Origin of the sequence: Burkholderia sp. MSMB1588, assembly GCF_001546925.1 — a bacterium.
Lineage (GTDB): Bacteria > Pseudomonadota > Gammaproteobacteria > Burkholderiales > Burkholderiaceae > Burkholderia > Burkholderia humptydooensis.
On the sequence record NZ_CM003770.1, the window covers coordinates 1,546,831 to 1,562,987 of the forward strand.

11 protein-coding genes are annotated in these 16,157 nt (G+C 50.2%); all 11 read left to right on the forward strand.

The window, feature by feature from the left end; translation table 11 throughout:
• Positions 1-403 precede the first annotated feature (403 nt).
• The 11 genes from WS92_RS31270 to WS92_RS36085 all read left to right on the forward strand — a co-directional run bounded on the left by WS92_RS31270 (position 404) and on the right by WS92_RS36085 (position 16,004).
• Complete coding sequence (locus tag WS92_RS31270; protein WP_141667971.1) at positions 404-1,690, forward strand: phage tail sheath family protein; 1,287 nt, start codon at positions 404-406, stop codon at positions 1,688-1,690.
• Entirely contained in the window at positions 1,687-2,160 is a 474-nt protein-coding gene (locus tag WS92_RS06170) for a phage tail protein (RefSeq protein WP_059931713.1), read from the forward strand. The genes WS92_RS31270 and WS92_RS06170 overlap by 4 nt, the downstream gene beginning before the upstream one ends.
• Positions 2,157-2,333, forward strand: a complete 177-nt coding sequence (locus WS92_RS35600) for a DUF5908 family protein (RefSeq protein WP_156442997.1) — start codon at positions 2,157-2,159, stop codon at positions 2,331-2,333. Before WS92_RS06170 ends, WS92_RS35600 begins: the two co-directional genes overlap by 4 nt.
• Positions 2,333-3,016, forward strand: a complete 684-nt coding sequence (locus tag WS92_RS06175; RefSeq protein WP_059931715.1) for a CIS tube protein — start codon at positions 2,333-2,335, stop codon at positions 3,014-3,016. The genes WS92_RS35600 and WS92_RS06175 overlap by 1 nt, the downstream gene beginning before the upstream one ends.
• Before the next feature lie 5 nt (positions 3,017-3,021).
• Positions 3,022-4,686, forward strand: coding sequence for a type VI secretion system tip protein VgrG (vgrG, locus tag WS92_RS06180; RefSeq protein WP_141667972.1), 1,665 nt, complete (start codon positions 3,022-3,024; stop codon positions 4,684-4,686).
• A gap of 14 nt (positions 4,687-4,700) precedes the next feature.
• Positions 4,701-5,144 (forward strand): GPW/gp25 family protein, encoded by a 444-nt coding sequence (locus WS92_RS31275; protein WP_082743692.1) that lies wholly within the window; start codon positions 4,701-4,703, stop codon positions 5,142-5,144.
• Positions 5,141-5,557 carry a hypothetical protein gene (locus WS92_RS31280; protein WP_171845193.1) on the forward strand — a complete coding sequence of 139 codons (417 nt, stop codon included), beginning with the start codon at positions 5,141-5,143 and terminating at the stop codon, positions 5,555-5,557. Before WS92_RS31275 ends, WS92_RS31280 begins: the two co-directional genes overlap by 4 nt.
• A 57-nt stretch (positions 5,558-5,614) precedes the next feature.
• Positions 5,615-8,629 carry a hypothetical protein gene (locus WS92_RS34340; RefSeq protein ID WP_141667973.1) on the forward strand — a complete coding sequence of 1,005 codons (3,015 nt, stop codon included), beginning with the start codon at positions 5,615-5,617 and terminating at the stop codon, positions 8,627-8,629.
• Positions 8,630-8,667: 38 nt separating this feature from the next.
• Complete coding sequence (locus WS92_RS31285; protein WP_082743693.1) at positions 8,668-12,669, forward strand: FG-GAP repeat protein; 4,002 nt, start codon at positions 8,668-8,670, stop codon at positions 12,667-12,669.
• Positions 12,670-12,805: 136 nt separating this feature from the next.
• A complete protein-coding gene (locus tag WS92_RS35605; RefSeq protein WP_171845194.1) occupies positions 12,806-15,334 on the forward strand; it encodes a glycosyl hydrolase family 18 protein in 2,529 nt (842 codons plus the stop codon).
• Between the two features lie 28 nt (positions 15,335-15,362).
• Positions 15,363-16,004: a hypothetical protein gene (locus WS92_RS36085; RefSeq protein WP_141667974.1), complete on the forward strand. Its 642-nt coding sequence runs from the start codon at positions 15,363-15,365 to the stop codon at positions 16,002-16,004.
• The last annotated feature ends 153 nt before the right edge of the window (positions 16,005-16,157 follow it).

Consider the following 16,157-nt stretch of genomic DNA (forward strand, 5'->3'; position numbering starts at 1 on the left):
CCGAGTGAGGGAGGCTGACACGCCGATTGTTTAATGCCGTGCGGTACGAGGCCATTGGAATCATGCATTGTCGAGGTGTTCGGGTCAAATGGCCGTCAACCGGGAGTGTGTGCGATAGCGGTCGCCAACAGTTTCGGCGATTTCCAGCGGCACGAGGCCTTGGGGAGGAGGCGCCCCGGGACACCGCACGCCACGCAAGTGGGCAGCGATATCACCGCGACCGATATCGCGACGTCAAACAGGACAGGATGGTAGTCGGGACCGGCTTGGCAAAGGTGTAGCCTGCAGGATTGATCTTGCTGCAATTTCCGCAGTGCATGATCTGATGAGCGGCAGATTGATAATCGGTGGCTGATGACGCAAGCCGCAGCTACCAATGTTTGAAAAACGTGAGGAGTGATCGGTGCATCTCAACCAACAACCGGGTGTGACTATTTCCGAGTCGATGATGTCGCTGTCACGACAGGAAATGCCAACAGCGCTACCAGTATTCGTCGGGTTTACTGAGTGCAGCCGGGAGGACGCAGAGAGCGAGCACGACGAACAGATCGTGCTCCACGCCATCGATTCTTTTGAACATTACGTATCAAAACTCGGTGGCCCTCCGCCGCCGATGAATGTCGCGTCCTCAAGTGTGATGTACCACACTGTCAAGCACTATTTTGATAATGGTGGTGATCCGTGTTATGTCATATCTGCTGCAACGTATCGGGAAATTGACGATATTACCGACAAGGAAAAATTCATCGATAAGTTGCTTGAGGCCATCGAAGTTGTCAAACAGGAGCCAACGATTACATTGCTGGCCGTGCCAGACATGTTGATACTGGACGATGACAACGACGATGAAGCCACCGCCATGAAGAAAATGTGGACTGAGGTGGTCAAGTTTGTTGGTGAGGGCAAGCTGTTTGCCTTGCTCGATCCTCCCGCGTCCCCACAACATGCAAGAACATGTGCAGATGCACTGCAGTTGCTTGGATTATCTGCCAATCTGGCTCGATGTGCATCTTATTGGCCGCATTTGATCAGTGATTACCGGAGCAATGCCAATGATGCCAGTTCATCTTTCGTACGCGTAGCGCCATCTGGTGCAGTCGCTGCTGCGATACAGCGTATCGACAGGGAGCGCGGCGTCTGGAAAGCGCCAGCCAATATTGCATTGCTGCGTGTCGTTAAACCACAATACGGCCCCAGTCATAGCGGTGCGGATGAATCCTTGTTTCGACCGACGGCTGCCAGCATCAACTTGATTCGCAGTTTTCCCGGACGTGGCGTGCGGATCTGGGGCTGTCGAACGCTCGCGGCGGATACGCCATGGCAACATATCCAGGTGCGCCGGCTCGTGTCTTATGTTGAAAGCAGTCTGGGCGATATAGCACGTTCCATTGTATTCGAGCCTAACAATGCCATTACATGGTTCAAGTTAAAAGGATTTGCAACTGTTTGGCTGCGAGAACTGTGGCAGCGCGGCGGATTGTATGGCACAAAAGAAGAACAGGCATTTCAGGTACTGGTTGGCCTGGGCGAGAGCATGACGCAAACCGATATTCTGCAAGGAAAACTGCTGATGAAAATATTTCTCGCGGTATTGCAGCCTGCCGAATTCATTGAACTAAGCCTGCAATTCGATATTGGTGACGTGCAGATCAATCGCGTCTCGTCTCCGAATCGGAGTGTGCTGGCATGAATAGTCTGTTCGAGCCCGCGGTATCGCATCGCTTCATGGCGACTTTTCTGTTTCACATCGGTCCGCTACCGATTCCCAGTCCCATCGATATGCGATTCCAGAAAGTGACCGGCCTCAGCCGCACGCTGGAGACCGGGGAAGCCTATCGGGAGGGGGGTAATAATATCGGCCAAATTTACCTGCCGCAACGTGTGACGCACCAAAATCTGGTGCTCGAGCGCGGCGTAATGACCGTTACGCCATTAACCTTCATGTTTGACGACGTATTGGGAAAGTTCAAAAGCCACTACGTCGACGTCATGGTTGTGCTGTTGAATGAATGGTCGTTGCCTGTATGTGGATGGACGTTTACAAAGGCCATGCCGGTAAAATGGGACACCGGTGATCTTGACGCAAATAGCAATGCAATATTAATCAACAGGCTCGAGTTGGCGTATCGTGAAATGCAATGGATCGGGATCAAGGCATGACAATTGAAATCAGGGAATTGATTATTGAGGCGCGGGTGGTCAAGGCGACATCTGAGTCGCTGGCGCCGGCTGTTGGCGTTTCCAGTCTGGGGCGCGGAGAGCAGGAGCGCCTGATAGAACTCATTGTGCGACGAGTTTTGGAAAAACTGTATGATGAACGGGAGGAAATGTAATGTTTTCCCTGGGGGGCGGATTATCAAAACTGATCATTACCGGTTATCGTGAGGACGGAAATCTCACGAAGGAGATCGGGAAGATTGCTGCGATGTACAACCCGGCATCCATTGAGTTGGGCTACAGCAACGATTATGCCGATGATCAATTTATCAATCAAAGCATCCCGGGGAAGCATTATATTGGTACGAAAGCCAGCGATTTATCCCTGAGTTTGATATTTGACGCCATGTTGGCCGATAACGATAAATCGGTTAATGATCAGTTGGCGCAACTGCGCGCACTTTGCTACGACGTCGATCTGGATTCGAGAGAAAAGTGCTTGCTAAAGATCCAATGGGGTAATATGGAATGGGGTGGGAACGGCCATCGCTATTTCATGGGGCGTCCAATGTCCCTGACGCTGCAGTACACACTGTTTGATCGAGATGGTGCTCCATTGCGAGCGACTGCAACGCTAAGGCTCGCCGCGGAATATTTGAAGCCGAAAGACATAGCGCTACCCGACGTGTCGATTCTTCCGATTCCTGACGGAAGCACCCTTCCGCTCTTGATTGCAAGTCTTGGTATGGCAGCAGGGGCTGGCCTTATCGATTATCTTGATCTGTCTGCGGCGAATCAGTTGGATAATCTTTATAACCTTGTGCCAGGAGATTCCCTGGTTTACCGGCCCGGGGAGTAAATGGCATGGCGACCAAGGATTCTCAATTCAGACCTCCTGATCTCGAATTGCTGTTCGGCAAGTCGAAAGAGGAATTGCGGGATTTTCAGTTGGTATCGCTTGAGGTGCGACATGGCATTAACCAGATTCCGACCGCAAAGCTGATTTTGTCGAGTTCGAAAGGTATAGGATGGGACGCTGAAAAATTTGGTAAAGATATTAAACTTTGTCGGATTGGAGAGAGCGTTGAATTAAAGATAAAGTCTGGCGACAGTGTGCTGTTTTCCGGGGTGGTGGTCCAGCAAGAGTGTTTGCTTAACATGGATAGACTGGATATTTCGCTCAAGATGAAGCACAACCTGCATAGATGGAATATCGTCCGTCGCAGCAAGATTTTTGAAGATATGAGCGATGCCGATATTTTGAGGGTCATCCTTAAAGACACTGATATCCACGACGAAGAGACCACGGTCGGAAAGCTGGAGGCAATGGCGGCGGTGCATCAACAGATGATTCAGTTTGATTGCACTGACTGGCAATTTATCAAGGCGAGATTGAATGCCAATGGTGTCTGGCTGATGCCTACACCGGAAGGGATTGATGTTGTCGTGCCAAAACTCACCGGAAAAACCGATCACACAATATATCGCAGTGCTGAAAAAAACAAGTCTGACATTTTGATGTCCGAGGCGAGGTGGCAGTTCAATAGCGAAATCCAACCGGAAAAGATCGAGGTTTTCGATTGGGAGATGCCAGAGCAGAAAATGTCGGATGCCTATGAAGGTAAATCGCTGGAAATGGGCCGGGATGCACTGGATCCCGCGAAACTGCCGGCGCTCACAACATTGCCATGGACCATTGCTCATAGCCTGACGCTGGCTGGCGAGGAACAACTGGCGCTCGCCAATGGCAGGTTGTTATCTCGGCAAGCATCCGGAATTGTCGCCAGTTTCACTGTCTTGGGAAATGCGAATTATGCGTTGGGACAGTCTCTTGCGATATCCGGCTATGGGGAGCATCTCGATGGTGTTGGTCTCATTAGTGAAATCACTCACGCGATGACGCAAGGTACATGGCGTACCACGCTCACTCTTGGAAAAGAAACTAGAGGCACGCCGGAAGACAGTCTTATACCCAGTGTACCAGGGTTGCACATAGGAATTGTTGCCGAATATGAGGAGGATCCCAATACGGACTGGAACCGTATTAAGGTAATCATTCCCATGCTCAGATTGGATGACCAGCCGCTCTGGGCTAGATTTGCTGCGCCGTATGCCAGTAAAGACAGCGGTTTATGTCTTTATCCGGAGCCGGGTGACGAAGTGGTGTTGGGATTCTTTGAGGAAGATCCGCGCCATCCTGTCATTCTTGGTGCCTTGCACAACCCAATCAACAAACCACCTTATCCACCTAGCGAAGAAAATGCGGAGAAGGGACTGTTTCTTAGCGTTGATGGATTGGTGCAGAGTCTGATATTCGATAGGGAACAGGCTACTGCTACGCTGACGCTAACAAAAGACGACGACAAGCACGAGCTGAAGTTTAGCGAAGACGGAATAAGCCTGAGTACCGTAAAAGATATCACCGCCGAGGCTGAGGAAAACATCACGTTGAAAGCGGAAAAGAAATTGAAGGCCGAAGGCGTGGACGGTGTTGATGTTGTCGGCAAAAAAGTCGATCTGAAGAATTGAGGGAGAGAGTGATCATGGTTAATAAAGTAACGGAGGGCGTTTATGGTCGTGGCTGGGCTTTCCCGCCACATTTCAATGTCAATCTGAATGACAGCGAAGGTGGTGGCGTAGCCATGGTGCACGATATCGAAGATATTCGGCAAAGTCTGTTGATTTTATTTAGCACTCAGCCCTATGAACGCATCATGCGAGAAGACTATGGCTGCGATCTGCAATCCGCGGTTTTTGAAAACATCAATGATGATCTTATTGCCGACATAACAAGTAAAATTACTGACGGTATTTTGCGCTATGAGAAACGTGTTACCTTGGTCGCATTGGACATCACACAAGATAAAAAGCGGCCATATGTGTTACGAATTCTACTCACTTATCGCGTGCGTGGCATGGAGACCGAGGAACGGCTGGGAGGGCAGCTCGATATCGGTGAAGGGCAGCGGAGAGGGTTTTTCCTATGAGCAGACTCGTCGTGGTGGATGGTGATGAATTGCAGTTTGAGACGCAATTCGGTGCTCGTATGGTTACACCAACCGGTCCCGCGAAAATCAACGGCAGCGGTCATGCGACCATCAATGGCAAACGTATCTGTGTAAAGGGAGATGAAAAAAAAGTCACAGTGCAGGCGAATTACCAATCGGGTCCGTATCAAGGCGGTCAAGGTATTATTACTATCAAGATGCTGGCGTCCGACCAGGAAGCACCGCGCTGCACCAGTGGTGCAGCGATAATACTCAAGGGTAAGAAATTCACAGCACTATTTACTGTTACCGTGCCCGGTACATCGCCTTCAGGCGACGCCGATTCCTCGTCACCCGAGAGCGACGGCAACGGGAGTTTTGATGTCAGGCAGAAATTCGTTACGGCTGGCTGATGCATTTTATTTGCATCGTGCCATGCATTTTATTGTTTCGAACGGAATGACAAGAAAATGAGCCAGTTTAATTTAATCGATCCACAATCGCTGTGGCTGAACATTGCCGAGCAAAATGACAATACGTCGGACGATAGCTTTATTCTGGACGATCGCACATTGGCATTCCGACTGGCAACGTTTAGGGAATATTGCAACCTCATTCCCTTTGATGACGAGCGGAAATTCACCTGGGCGGATGTCTTTTTTATTGAAAATGTACTTGCTGGAAAAGTAACCCCAGAGCACCTAGCACAATTATATTACGATGCTGACAATGCTGGCGGCGACATGCTGCCGCATCAGGCTTTCTTGCTGGCGTTCTTCTGCATGCTCGAAACGCCACGCGCGCTATTCAATAGCTTTCCCGCTCGCCATCGACAACTGTATTATCGCGATTTGTTGGGTTTGAGAGAGCGGCGTCTGATACCAGATCGAGTGGTTGTGTCGTTCAAATTGAGTGGTAATACGCTGGAGTTGCCGTTGTCTGCCGGGCTGTTACTCGATGGCGGGCAGGATGGTCAAGGGACATCTCGCCAATACAGACTGGAGCAATCGGTAATGCTCAATCACTCACGCTGGACGGATCTACGGTGGCGCCAGCCACCAGATGATGGTAGCGGCGGATGGGAAATCGAGCGTGTAGTGTATGACGAGAAAAATAAAATGCCTTGGCCCAAACAAGGGGTCAGGTTGTTCCAGTACAACGAGGATCTTGACCGGGCTGTCGTGATTGGGCGTTCACCGGTCGCGTCTCTGGACGATGATATAAAAAAGAACGAGACGAAATGTATCGTGCCCCGATCGTCGAAATTGTCCGAGTTGCCGGAGCCGTTGAAGATTACGGCACCGGATAAGACTGCGCGGGCCTATTTTGGCGCAGCGGTCAGTGTTAGCGCAGATGGTCGCATTCTGGCAGTTGGCGCAGAAGGGATTCAATGCGTCTATGTATATCGTCGCAATAGGCAGGACTGGGAATTATCTCCGGAAAGAATCATCGGAGGGAGTGGATTTGGGGGGTGGGTGAAGCTCAGTGCAAATGGTCGTCATCTGGTGGTAAGAGAAGGCACCAATCTTCTGCTCTATGAATATGATGTTATTACATCAGAGTGGAACATGCAGCAGCAGTTTAAAGGACCCACCGGTGATGCCTGGGGCCGCGGCGTGAGCTTCAGCGCCGATGGATCAACGCTCGCGGTGAGCGAAGTGTCGTCTGTTGCTGAACCCGATCCGGATTTTGAATCGGAGACAGACGTTCATTTCAAACCGGGTAAGGTATATGTGTATCGTCGAGAGGACGAATGGCAGGATCCTGTTACTCTAGCCTATGAAGAAACGAAATCGTTTGGGCGATCGGTCAGCGTCAATATAGATGGCACGATCCTGGCAGTAGGTGTGCCTGGCAAAAGACAGGTGCTCGTATTTGATGATGATTGGGAAAAGCCCGTGCATCTGGAATACGGCGATGAGAAGGCAGTGGCAATGGGCGTGGAGATCAAACTAAATGCTGCTGGCGACCAAATAATTGTACGATCAGACGACGGATCAATTCTCGCCACCAGCTATCGTGAGCTGGGTAAATGGGGCTCTTTGAGGGGAGTTTCGAATGTCACTTATCCAGCGCTCGAAATGTGCTGCGAACGTGGAATGCTCGCGCTGGGGAACAAGGACGCCGTCAATTTGGTTGGAGCGGCCTATGTATCAAGCTTTATCGGTGGCCGGTGGAGCGAGGCGATAACTCTGAATGCCGAGGGCGAGGATGCCCAGCGATTTGGCTCAGCGATGGACTTGAGTGTCGACGGATGTGTTCTCGCGGTGGGTGCCTACGCAAAAATCGTCGACGGGAAATATGGTGCTGGTACGGTTTATCTATATAAGCTGGCGGACCCGCCAGAGGCAACGCGGCAGCTTTACCTTGGTTTTCAGGGCATCGAGCCCGGCCAAGCACTGAACCTGCACTTGCAATTGGAAAGTCCGCAGGCGTTTGACATTACATGGGAATACTTGAGCAAAGACAATCGATGGCGCAGTTTGACGTACGCAGTAGCCGACGCCACGGGCGGTTTGTTGTATTCGGGTTTATTGTCCACGCCGCTACCAGAAGACGCAGGCTTAACCGTTTCAGGGATGCCTAGTGGACGTTACTGGATACGTGGCGTGTTGCGACCTACTCGATCCATCGAATCTGATGAATCCGAGCAGGACACATCGCGCTACCCCTGGTTGAAGGGGTTGTATTGCAATTGTGCGACTGCGGTCTTGTATAACGGCGAGCTCCTGGAACCAGCGCATTTCGATGCGCCTCTACCGGCTGGCACCATCAAGCGAACTACGGTGCCGCTGGCTGGACTGACGGCAGTTCTTCAGCCCTTGCCATCGACGGGCGGCCGAGCTCCGGAATCGGAGCGCGCTTTTCTGCAACGTGCCGCTGAACGGCTGAGGCATCGAGGTCGTGCGCTCACCTGGCGAGATGTGCAAGCCTTGTTGCAAGAACGTTACCCGGAGGTACAGGCGGTTCGTATTCCTCCCCCCGAGACGCTTAGCCTGCCGCACCTTCCGCCAATCCTGGTAGTTATTCCCGCCATCGACAAGATGGATAACACTGATCTTCTGCGACCTGCATTCAATCCATCGCGGCTGCGCGACATGGAGCACTATTTGCACAGCCTCGCTTCGCCCTGGCAGAGATTGGCTGTACGCAACCCGCGTTATACCGATGTCGAGGTCGCCTATCAGATTGCCTTTCATGCTGGCGTCAATCTCGATTACGGCTATCACGAGTTGCGGCTCGCGTTGGAGCGGCAGTACATGCCGTGGAGTTGGGATGGAAGTCCTGTCACACTCGGGTACCAGTTGGATTACTATGAAATGATCAGCTTCATCCAGACTCGGCCTTGGGTCGAACGGGTGATTACATTGACGTTGAATGGAAAGCGTGAATCGGTCACCAGCGGCGATATCGATGTTTTGATTCTGACCAGTTTTTTGGTACTCCCGAATACGTCGGCTTTCAGTTGCGTCGGCCAGGTCTGATGCAACGCTTGAAAATTCCTTGACCAAGGAACTACGCAATGACGATCAAAATACCCGCCACCTGCACAACCGGCTCCATCTTGTCGAGAGTGAAAGAGCAGATCCACTTCGATTCCCTGTTGGCGCAGGCGCAAGATGTATTGGTTGCTCAAGCCGCTAAGACCTGGACCGACAAAGAGGAACATGATCCTGGCATTACGCTGCTGCAAGCGTTGTGCTTTGGTGTCGCAGACTTGGCTTATCGTCATACATTGCCACTTCCGGACTTGCTAACACCCGCAAATCCCGTGCCAGGTACGGGTATTTTTCCCATTGTGTTCGGACCGCAGCAGGCGCTCACCTGTGGCCCGGTGACCGAAGACGACTATCGGCGTGCCTTGCTGGATTTGCACACCCCTCCCGAAGAACGGCTTGCAGCGCCCGATGCCGCGGCACAAGATCACTTCGGCAGCTCCGTCAGCATGAGTGAAGACGGCGATATCCTGGCAATTGGGGCGCCCGGCAAAGCAGGTGGTGGTACGGTTTATCTATTCCAGCGAAAGGAGCAGGGCTGGGAGCCACAGCAGCCCCTCTCGCTTCCCGTTGTTGCGAAGTCGGAGCCTCTCAATTTTGGTGTCTGGATAAGTCTCAGCAAAGACGGAACGCGATTGGCGGCGACGGCCGGTACAACAAGCAAGACCATTTATCTATTTGAGTTTAATGGGCAGAGTTGGGAAAAGTTAACAGAAATTACCAATTCGAACGTGAATTTTGGGTTCGCAATCAGCTTCAGTTCGGACAGTTCTGTCGTGGCAGTGAGCGCGCTGCAGACTGATGGCATGGGCGACGGCGAGGTCTATGTATATCGATATGCCGGGAGCAATTGGGAGCCAATAGCAGATTCGCCGTTACGATACCCCGGAAGTTCCTTTCCGTACTCGGGTTTCGGATTTTCGCTTAGTTTAAATGAAAATGGCAGTGCCTTGGCGGTGGGAGCGCCTTGGGCAAACGATTCAACGGGTGAGGTCTGTATTTTTGATATTAGGCAGGGGGTATCCACTCGGCAATCAGAGGTGGTCAAGGTAGCCGTCGGAGACGGTGTGGCACGAAATTTCGGCTCTCAAGTATGCCTCGACGCAGAAGGGAATGTGCTCGCGGTAAGAGCTTCCGGCGAAAATTATCCATCGAGATCAGGGATTTATTTTTGCCAAAGGAATGATGGGGATAAATCAAAATGGATTGCTCCGAAAAGGATTTTGGATGGCCATATAAATGGCGATCGATATACCGGTATGGGCTTGAGTGGAAACGGGGCGGTATTGGCGCTGACCCACGCAGGAGTGGCGGGGGCAGGGGCAGTCTATGTATGGAATTATTTCAATGATCGGTGGAATCCACCAATAACACCAATTCTCGCAGATGATTCAGGTCCTGGCGATGAGTTTGCTTGCTCCGTCAGCCTGAGCAACAACGGCTCTGAAATTGTGATTGGTGCACGCAACAAGAATATCGATTGGCAAACAAACAGTGGTGCGGCTTATGTGTTTCGTAGTGAGACGGAGTTTCGGCGATATTCGGAAGACGCAGGAAGCTACCAGACACGGCAGGATGCCGGCTATTTCTATTTGAGAGACGCACAGTTAATAACGGAACCCGACGAAAAGCAATATAAATATTGGTATGATCCGGCAAGAAGGGAATACTTATTTAAAAAAAGGGAGGATGTTGACGAAAATTCACTTCAAGAGATGCGCGTATTGGGAGGATATCACTTATACCTCGTGCCAAGCCGTGATGCAGAAAAAAATATGCAATTAACAGAGTCGGTTGTAAATATTTTTTTGGAAAATAATCGTAATCTGTGTGAGCGTGTACGTCATATCACCTGGCTCGAACCGGAAGACGTGAATATTGAAATCGTGATTGAGGTAGACGATGACTGTCAGGAATACGCACGTGTCCTTGCGCAGATTTTTTCGGTTACAGAGGCGTTTGTCAGCCCTAACGCAAAGCGCTATAGCGCGGCTGAACTGAAATCCACGGGGCTCGATAACGATTCGATATACGAAGGACCACAGCTACAGTATGGCTGGATTCCCGAGCTGTTGCCGGCGCCTGATTACAATAATGGACAACATGTCAACATTAGTTTGTTAGCTAACAAGTTGCTGAATATTGAAGGTGTTCGGAGTATCAGCAAACTTTGTTTCGAGGGGGCGGACGAAAACGCTAGCTGGGATTGGTTTGCCAGCGACAAAAATAAGTATCTCCGTTTGTGGGGTGAAGATCCCTTCGAGAAACTGGCTGCTCCCGGCAGTCCGGTACGCCTGCTCAAACGCGGACAGGCAATTCCCGTGCCGTCGGCAAGCGAGATTGAAATGGAAGTCCCGTCCCCAGCTTTAGTGCATGAAACTTCGATGTTGCTGCCATACGGGCTTTGGCGCCGACCTGCGCAGCACTACCCGGTAAGTAATCTGATTCCGCCCTGTTACGGTTTGCAGAATACTAAACCAGATCGATGGCAAACTCAGTTACACCAGTATATGTTGCCCTATGAGCAAATTGTCTCCGACGGCTGCCAGCAACTTGCCATGTTACCGCAACTTCTGGCCTTTGATCGCGGTGATGACGATAACGATGCAGCAATATGGGGAGGCCAATGGCCGTTTCCAATACTTCCACCTGATGAGATCGACATACCAAATGAGATACATGGTTCTTACTCGGATGAGCTGAAGACATTCTCTCAGGATCGACGGAAGGACAATGGCAAGGAATTGGCACTGACTGATTATTTGCTTGGTTATTTTGGCGCCAATCGGGCATCACGTATCTTGCAGGCGGAATCCGAAGATGAGTTTCTGAGGGTTCAGCACTATTATCTGTCTCAGATAACCGAGCTGACCTATCAGCGCGCCAATTTCCGCATTAATTCACTGTCGGCCTTGCATCGACGTATCGCTGCTCGCTTAGGATGGGGGGCGGCGTTGTTTTCAGGGGGCAATATCGGCGAGTTGCCGTTCTATATCGTCGAACACCAAAGTTTGCTACCTGGTATGCCGGACGATAGGCATGATGACGCGACGAACGTCATCAACGTCGATTTTAAGGATGGAGAAAATATTTTGACCATCCATTCTTCTGGCGAGATTTACCTTCAGCCCGGTCAATTTATTAATCTGATTATAGCAAAAAACCAAAAATTCAGCACAGACGATGGGGATGTCATTTCCAATGTCTTGGTATCTAAAGTCGGTGGAACGGAATTTGACGTGGATTCAAAAAGCAATGACCGGATTTTGGCAAAAAAGGAAGCTATTTCGGAAGCCGCGGAGAATGGAAATTTATTCTGGATGAATTCTAATGCGTGGCTGCAGGACATGTCGTATCCACTGAGCTACGTCGATCAATCCGGCGACGCATCGGGAACCAGGCGCTTGAAAGCGGAGCCATATCCAGCGACCTTGAAGGTTGGCGACATGATTGTCGTAACACCGCCTGAATCTGTCAGCATAGCTTCATTTAAAGTGACGGTGACTGAAGTGGATCCGTTGGATGGTACGTTCATAGTGGAGCACGAAGACAAACTGCCTGAATCACCCAAAGACTATAGCTGGCATCTGGACCGCGATACCGCAGAAGACAGTTTTTCTTTCGTCGTCAGCATTGTTTTCCCAAAAGATCTATTGAAAAACGTAGAAGATCGAAATGCTGCCGTAGATTGGATTAACGAAATTATCCAGGATGAAATTCCTTGTCATATTTCGGTTCGCGTTCATTGGCTCGATTTTGATGGCGACGACGAGTCTTTTCCAAATATCTATCGTAAATGGTACAACAACGGTAAGCCGTTGGGAGATTTGGCTCATCGTCTGCTAAGTGTTCTTGGGTTTGGGCAGAAGCAATCTGTCGAGCGCGGCATCGGTATAATGAAAATAGCTAGTGAATATCAGAGGAATGAAGTTATTGGAGAAGACGAAAGCGAATGGAACAAGGATAAAATAGACGAATATGAACTCTTATATGTACCGCCGTCTGTAGATACCAACGGCGGAGCATGAAATGCTGCCCGCGCGTGCGTGTGTCCGACAGTGACTGATCGCGCTTGGCCGAGTGAGTAACTTGCTCGCGGCGCTATCATCGCCGTTGTCTGACGCGATACTAATTGACCCGTTGACATTTCGATAGGCGCCTAAAATGGAAGAATTCGATTTTTCACATTTGAAGTCCCAAATTCATGATGCCGCGTCAGAAATGACCCCTATTGCCGGAAAGAAAATCATGATGGGATTTTGGCATAATTGGAACGGGTGGGCGGAGGGTAGCGAAGGTTATGACGGTGGGCGATTTCGCAATGTGCAATTGAGAGATATTCCTTGTGAATATAATGTTATCGCTGTGGCTTTCATGAAGAGTAAGCAGCCCGGCGAAATCCCGACGTTCGAGCCTTATAATTTAAGTCCGATTGAATTTAGGCAACAAGTTGGAATGTTGAATAGCCAAGGGCGCGCGGTATTGATTTCTTTCGGCGGGGCCGATGCACACATTGAACTGCACGACGGAGATGAAACCCCTCTGGCGGAAGAAATTGTCCGTTTGGTGGAAACTTACGGTTTTGACGGTCTGGATATTGATCTAGAGCAGGCCGCCATTGATGCTGCGGATAACCAAACTGTGTTACCCGCAGCACTTAGAATCGTGCGTGAACACTATGACAGAGAGGGTAAGCATTTCATCATCAGCATGGCGCCGGAATTTCCATATCTGAGGAGTGACGGCAAGTATATCCCCTACCTCGAGGCTTTGGAGGATCTCTATGACTTTGTCGCGCCTCAATATTACAATCAAGAAGGAGATGGTGTGCACGATGACGGGGGGAATTGGATTGCTCAAAATGATGATGAGAGAAAGGAAGATTTTCTTTTTTATTTGACTGATAGTTTGATTTCCGGCGATCGTGGTTTTACGCGAATTCCCCCCGATAAATTTGTCATCGGTTTGCCAAGCAACAATGATGCGGCAGCCAATGGATATGTTATAAATCCTAATGCAGTATTCAATGCTTTTGCAAGACTTGATGGGATGAATAAGAGTATCAGAGGGTTAATGACTTGGTCTGTCAATTGGGACGGTGGAACAAAAAAGACAGGCGAGATGTACAATTGGGAGTTTCGCGACCGCTATGCATCGTTGATCCATGGAGATGATATTCCAAATGATGATGCCTCGGAAATGCCATCGATCGACGGTAAGAATATTCTGATGGGATATTGGCATAATTGGAGTGAAGTTGCCGCGCGAGGTGGTGGTAATCGTGGTGGAACATTCGCCGCCATGGATTTGAAGGACGTACCAGGGCAATATAATGTAATCGCAGTAGCTTTCATGAAAAGTGAAAAGTCTGGTGATATTCCTACGTTTATCCCATATAAATGGTCAGATGACGATTTTCGACAGCAAGTGGGGCTATTGAATAGCCGCGGATGTCCGGTGTTAATTTCCCTGGGAGGTCCTGAATCGAACATTGCACTCCAAGAGAGCGATGGTGAGAGTTTGAGGGCTGAAATTATTAGATTGGTGGAGAAATACGGTTTTGATGGCCTTAATATCGATCTGGAACGAGATGCCATTGGTGCCGCTGCGAACAAAACCGTACTCCCTGAAGTGCTTAAGATGGTGCGCGGTCATTATGACGCTCAGGATAAGCATTTCATCATCAGTATGACACCAGGATTTCCGAGCTTATTGGAAAGCGACGAATATATTTCATATTTGGAAGAATTGGAGGGTGTTTTTGATTTTGTCGCGCCGAAATGTTACAACCACGGAGATGACGGCGTAGATGTCGAGGGAGTAGGGTTGATTACACAGAATGATGATGAAAAAAAGGAAGAATTTATTTTCTTTTTGGTTGACAGCCTTGTGTACGGCACGCGTGGTTTCCACCGAGTTCCGTCGAACAAATTGGTCATAGGTTTGCCAAGCAACGATGATGCGTCGATCGATGGTTACGTAAGCGACCCTAATGCGATATTTAAAGCCTTTGCGAGGCTCGACGGCGATGGCAATTCAATCAGGGGGTTGATGACATGGTCTGTCAATTGGGACAATGGCACAGACATATCGGGTGATAATTACAATTGGGAGTTCCGCGATCGGTATGCGTGGTTGGTTCATGGCGAAGACAAGCCGATTGTTCCTGTTGGACCGGAAACAAGAGTACTCGTGGAAAGATTTGGGAGAGGGCGAATTCCGTTAGCAAAAGATTATGCCGATTTGCTCGCTATCGCTGAAGTTGGGTTGAAGGCCGTCGCCTCACCCACACCAGGGGGCGGCCTGATGCTGGAAAACGGGTTGCTTGCTGTCAATATTGGCGACGGACTCGGTTTCGATGAACACAGCGCCATCACTGTGACGGAACCCAAACCCGGCCCTGTTGGTGCTACCGGCCCTACAGGTGCTACGGGCAGCACTGGTGCAAGTTGTACTGGTCCTACGGGCCCCGAGGGTCCTCCAGGTCCCGAAGGTCCTACCGGGATTCCGGGCGGTGCCGGCGGTTCGTTCCCTCCGCTAGCTAACAGATGGGGGGTTTTGTATTTGCGGGATCAGGCACTTCCAGACGACTGGCGACCTGTGGGGCAAGTAACTTTTGAAGTCGAAGACGCAACACAATCAAGTAAAGAAACAGCAACGTTTATATTAGTTCGTGGTCCTAGACCAGAATGAATGAGTATGTTTTTTTAGGAAAGAAATTATGGCGAACAAGAAATCCACGCGTGGAGCTAGTGGACGAAGTAAAGCAGCAGCACTGTCTCGAAAAAAAACAGGGCCTGCTCAGGTTGCATCGAAAGTGATCCAGACCAAGGAGAAATTCGATGCTCAAAAAATTCCACTGGCTGCAGATTTCGAGGCCTTGATCGCTATTGCTGACGTCGGGCGCAAAGCTGTCGGCTTGCAGCCAAATGGGAACGGTCCAGGAGACGGATTGCGCTTGCTCGACGATGGGCGGCTTGCCGTGCGGATTAGCGAAGCGCTCGTATTCGAAGGCGGGGCAATTTCGAATCCGGCGGCATCGCTTCCCGGCCCAACCGGCGCTACTGGCCCAACGGGCGCTACTGGCCCGGAGGGCACTGGTGGCCCTACAGGCGCGACTGGCCCGACGGGTCCCACCGGTCCAACGGGGCCAACTGGTCCCCCGGCGGTTCTAACCAGCGCTGAAATTGCTGATGAGAATCTTTTGAAGCAAAATGTTCGTATTTTATGGCCAATTAGCGAAGATTTGCCAGGTGACTGGGAAATAATTGGTGAGGTGAGGTTGCAGAAATATACAGGTGATAATCAGCCGATAATCGGTGAATTCGAGGATTTGTTTCTGCTTAAATTTAAGATCGTTTGACTGTCTTGTTCGTTGGCGCGCGAATCCTTTTCGCAAACATGTGTTTTAAGGAGGTGGCCGGAGGGGGCGAGCCAAAATTTCTGCTTTCGAAAAGATGTGATCCAGTTATATGCGAACGTGATGAGGACCCTGATAAAATATCTTGAGTGTAGA

What these genes read in the sequence shown, in the direction of transcription:
- WS92_RS31275 (WP_082743692.1), top strand. Translation starts at nt 4,701, where the DNA reads ATGGTTAATAAAGTAACGGAGGGCGTTTATGGTCGTGGCTGGGCTTTC.
- WS92_RS06170 (WP_059931713.1), top strand. Translation starts at nt 1,687, where the DNA reads ATGAATAGTCTGTTCGAGCCCGCGGTATCGCATCGCTTCATGGCGACT.
- WS92_RS31280 (WP_171845193.1), top strand. Translation starts at nt 5,141, where the DNA reads ATGAGCAGACTCGTCGTGGTGGATGGTGATGAATTGCAGTTTGAGACG.
- WS92_RS06175 (WP_059931715.1), top strand. Translation starts at nt 2,333, where the DNA reads ATGTTTTCCCTGGGGGGCGGATTATCAAAACTGATCATTACCGGTTAT.
- WS92_RS35600 (WP_156442997.1), top strand. Translation starts at nt 2,157, where the DNA reads ATGACAATTGAAATCAGGGAATTGATTATTGAGGCGCGGGTGGTCAAG.
- WS92_RS35605 (WP_171845194.1), top strand. Translation starts at nt 12,806, where the DNA reads ATGGAAGAATTCGATTTTTCACATTTGAAGTCCCAAATTCATGATGCC.
- WS92_RS34340 (WP_141667973.1), top strand. Translation starts at nt 5,615, where the DNA reads ATGAGCCAGTTTAATTTAATCGATCCACAATCGCTGTGGCTGAACATT.
- vgrG (WP_141667972.1), top strand. Translation starts at nt 3,022, where the DNA reads ATGGCGACCAAGGATTCTCAATTCAGACCTCCTGATCTCGAATTGCTG.
- WS92_RS36085 (WP_141667974.1), top strand. Translation starts at nt 15,363, where the DNA reads ATGGCGAACAAGAAATCCACGCGTGGAGCTAGTGGACGAAGTAAAGCA.
- WS92_RS31285 (WP_082743693.1), top strand. Translation starts at nt 8,668, where the DNA reads ATGACGATCAAAATACCCGCCACCTGCACAACCGGCTCCATCTTGTCG.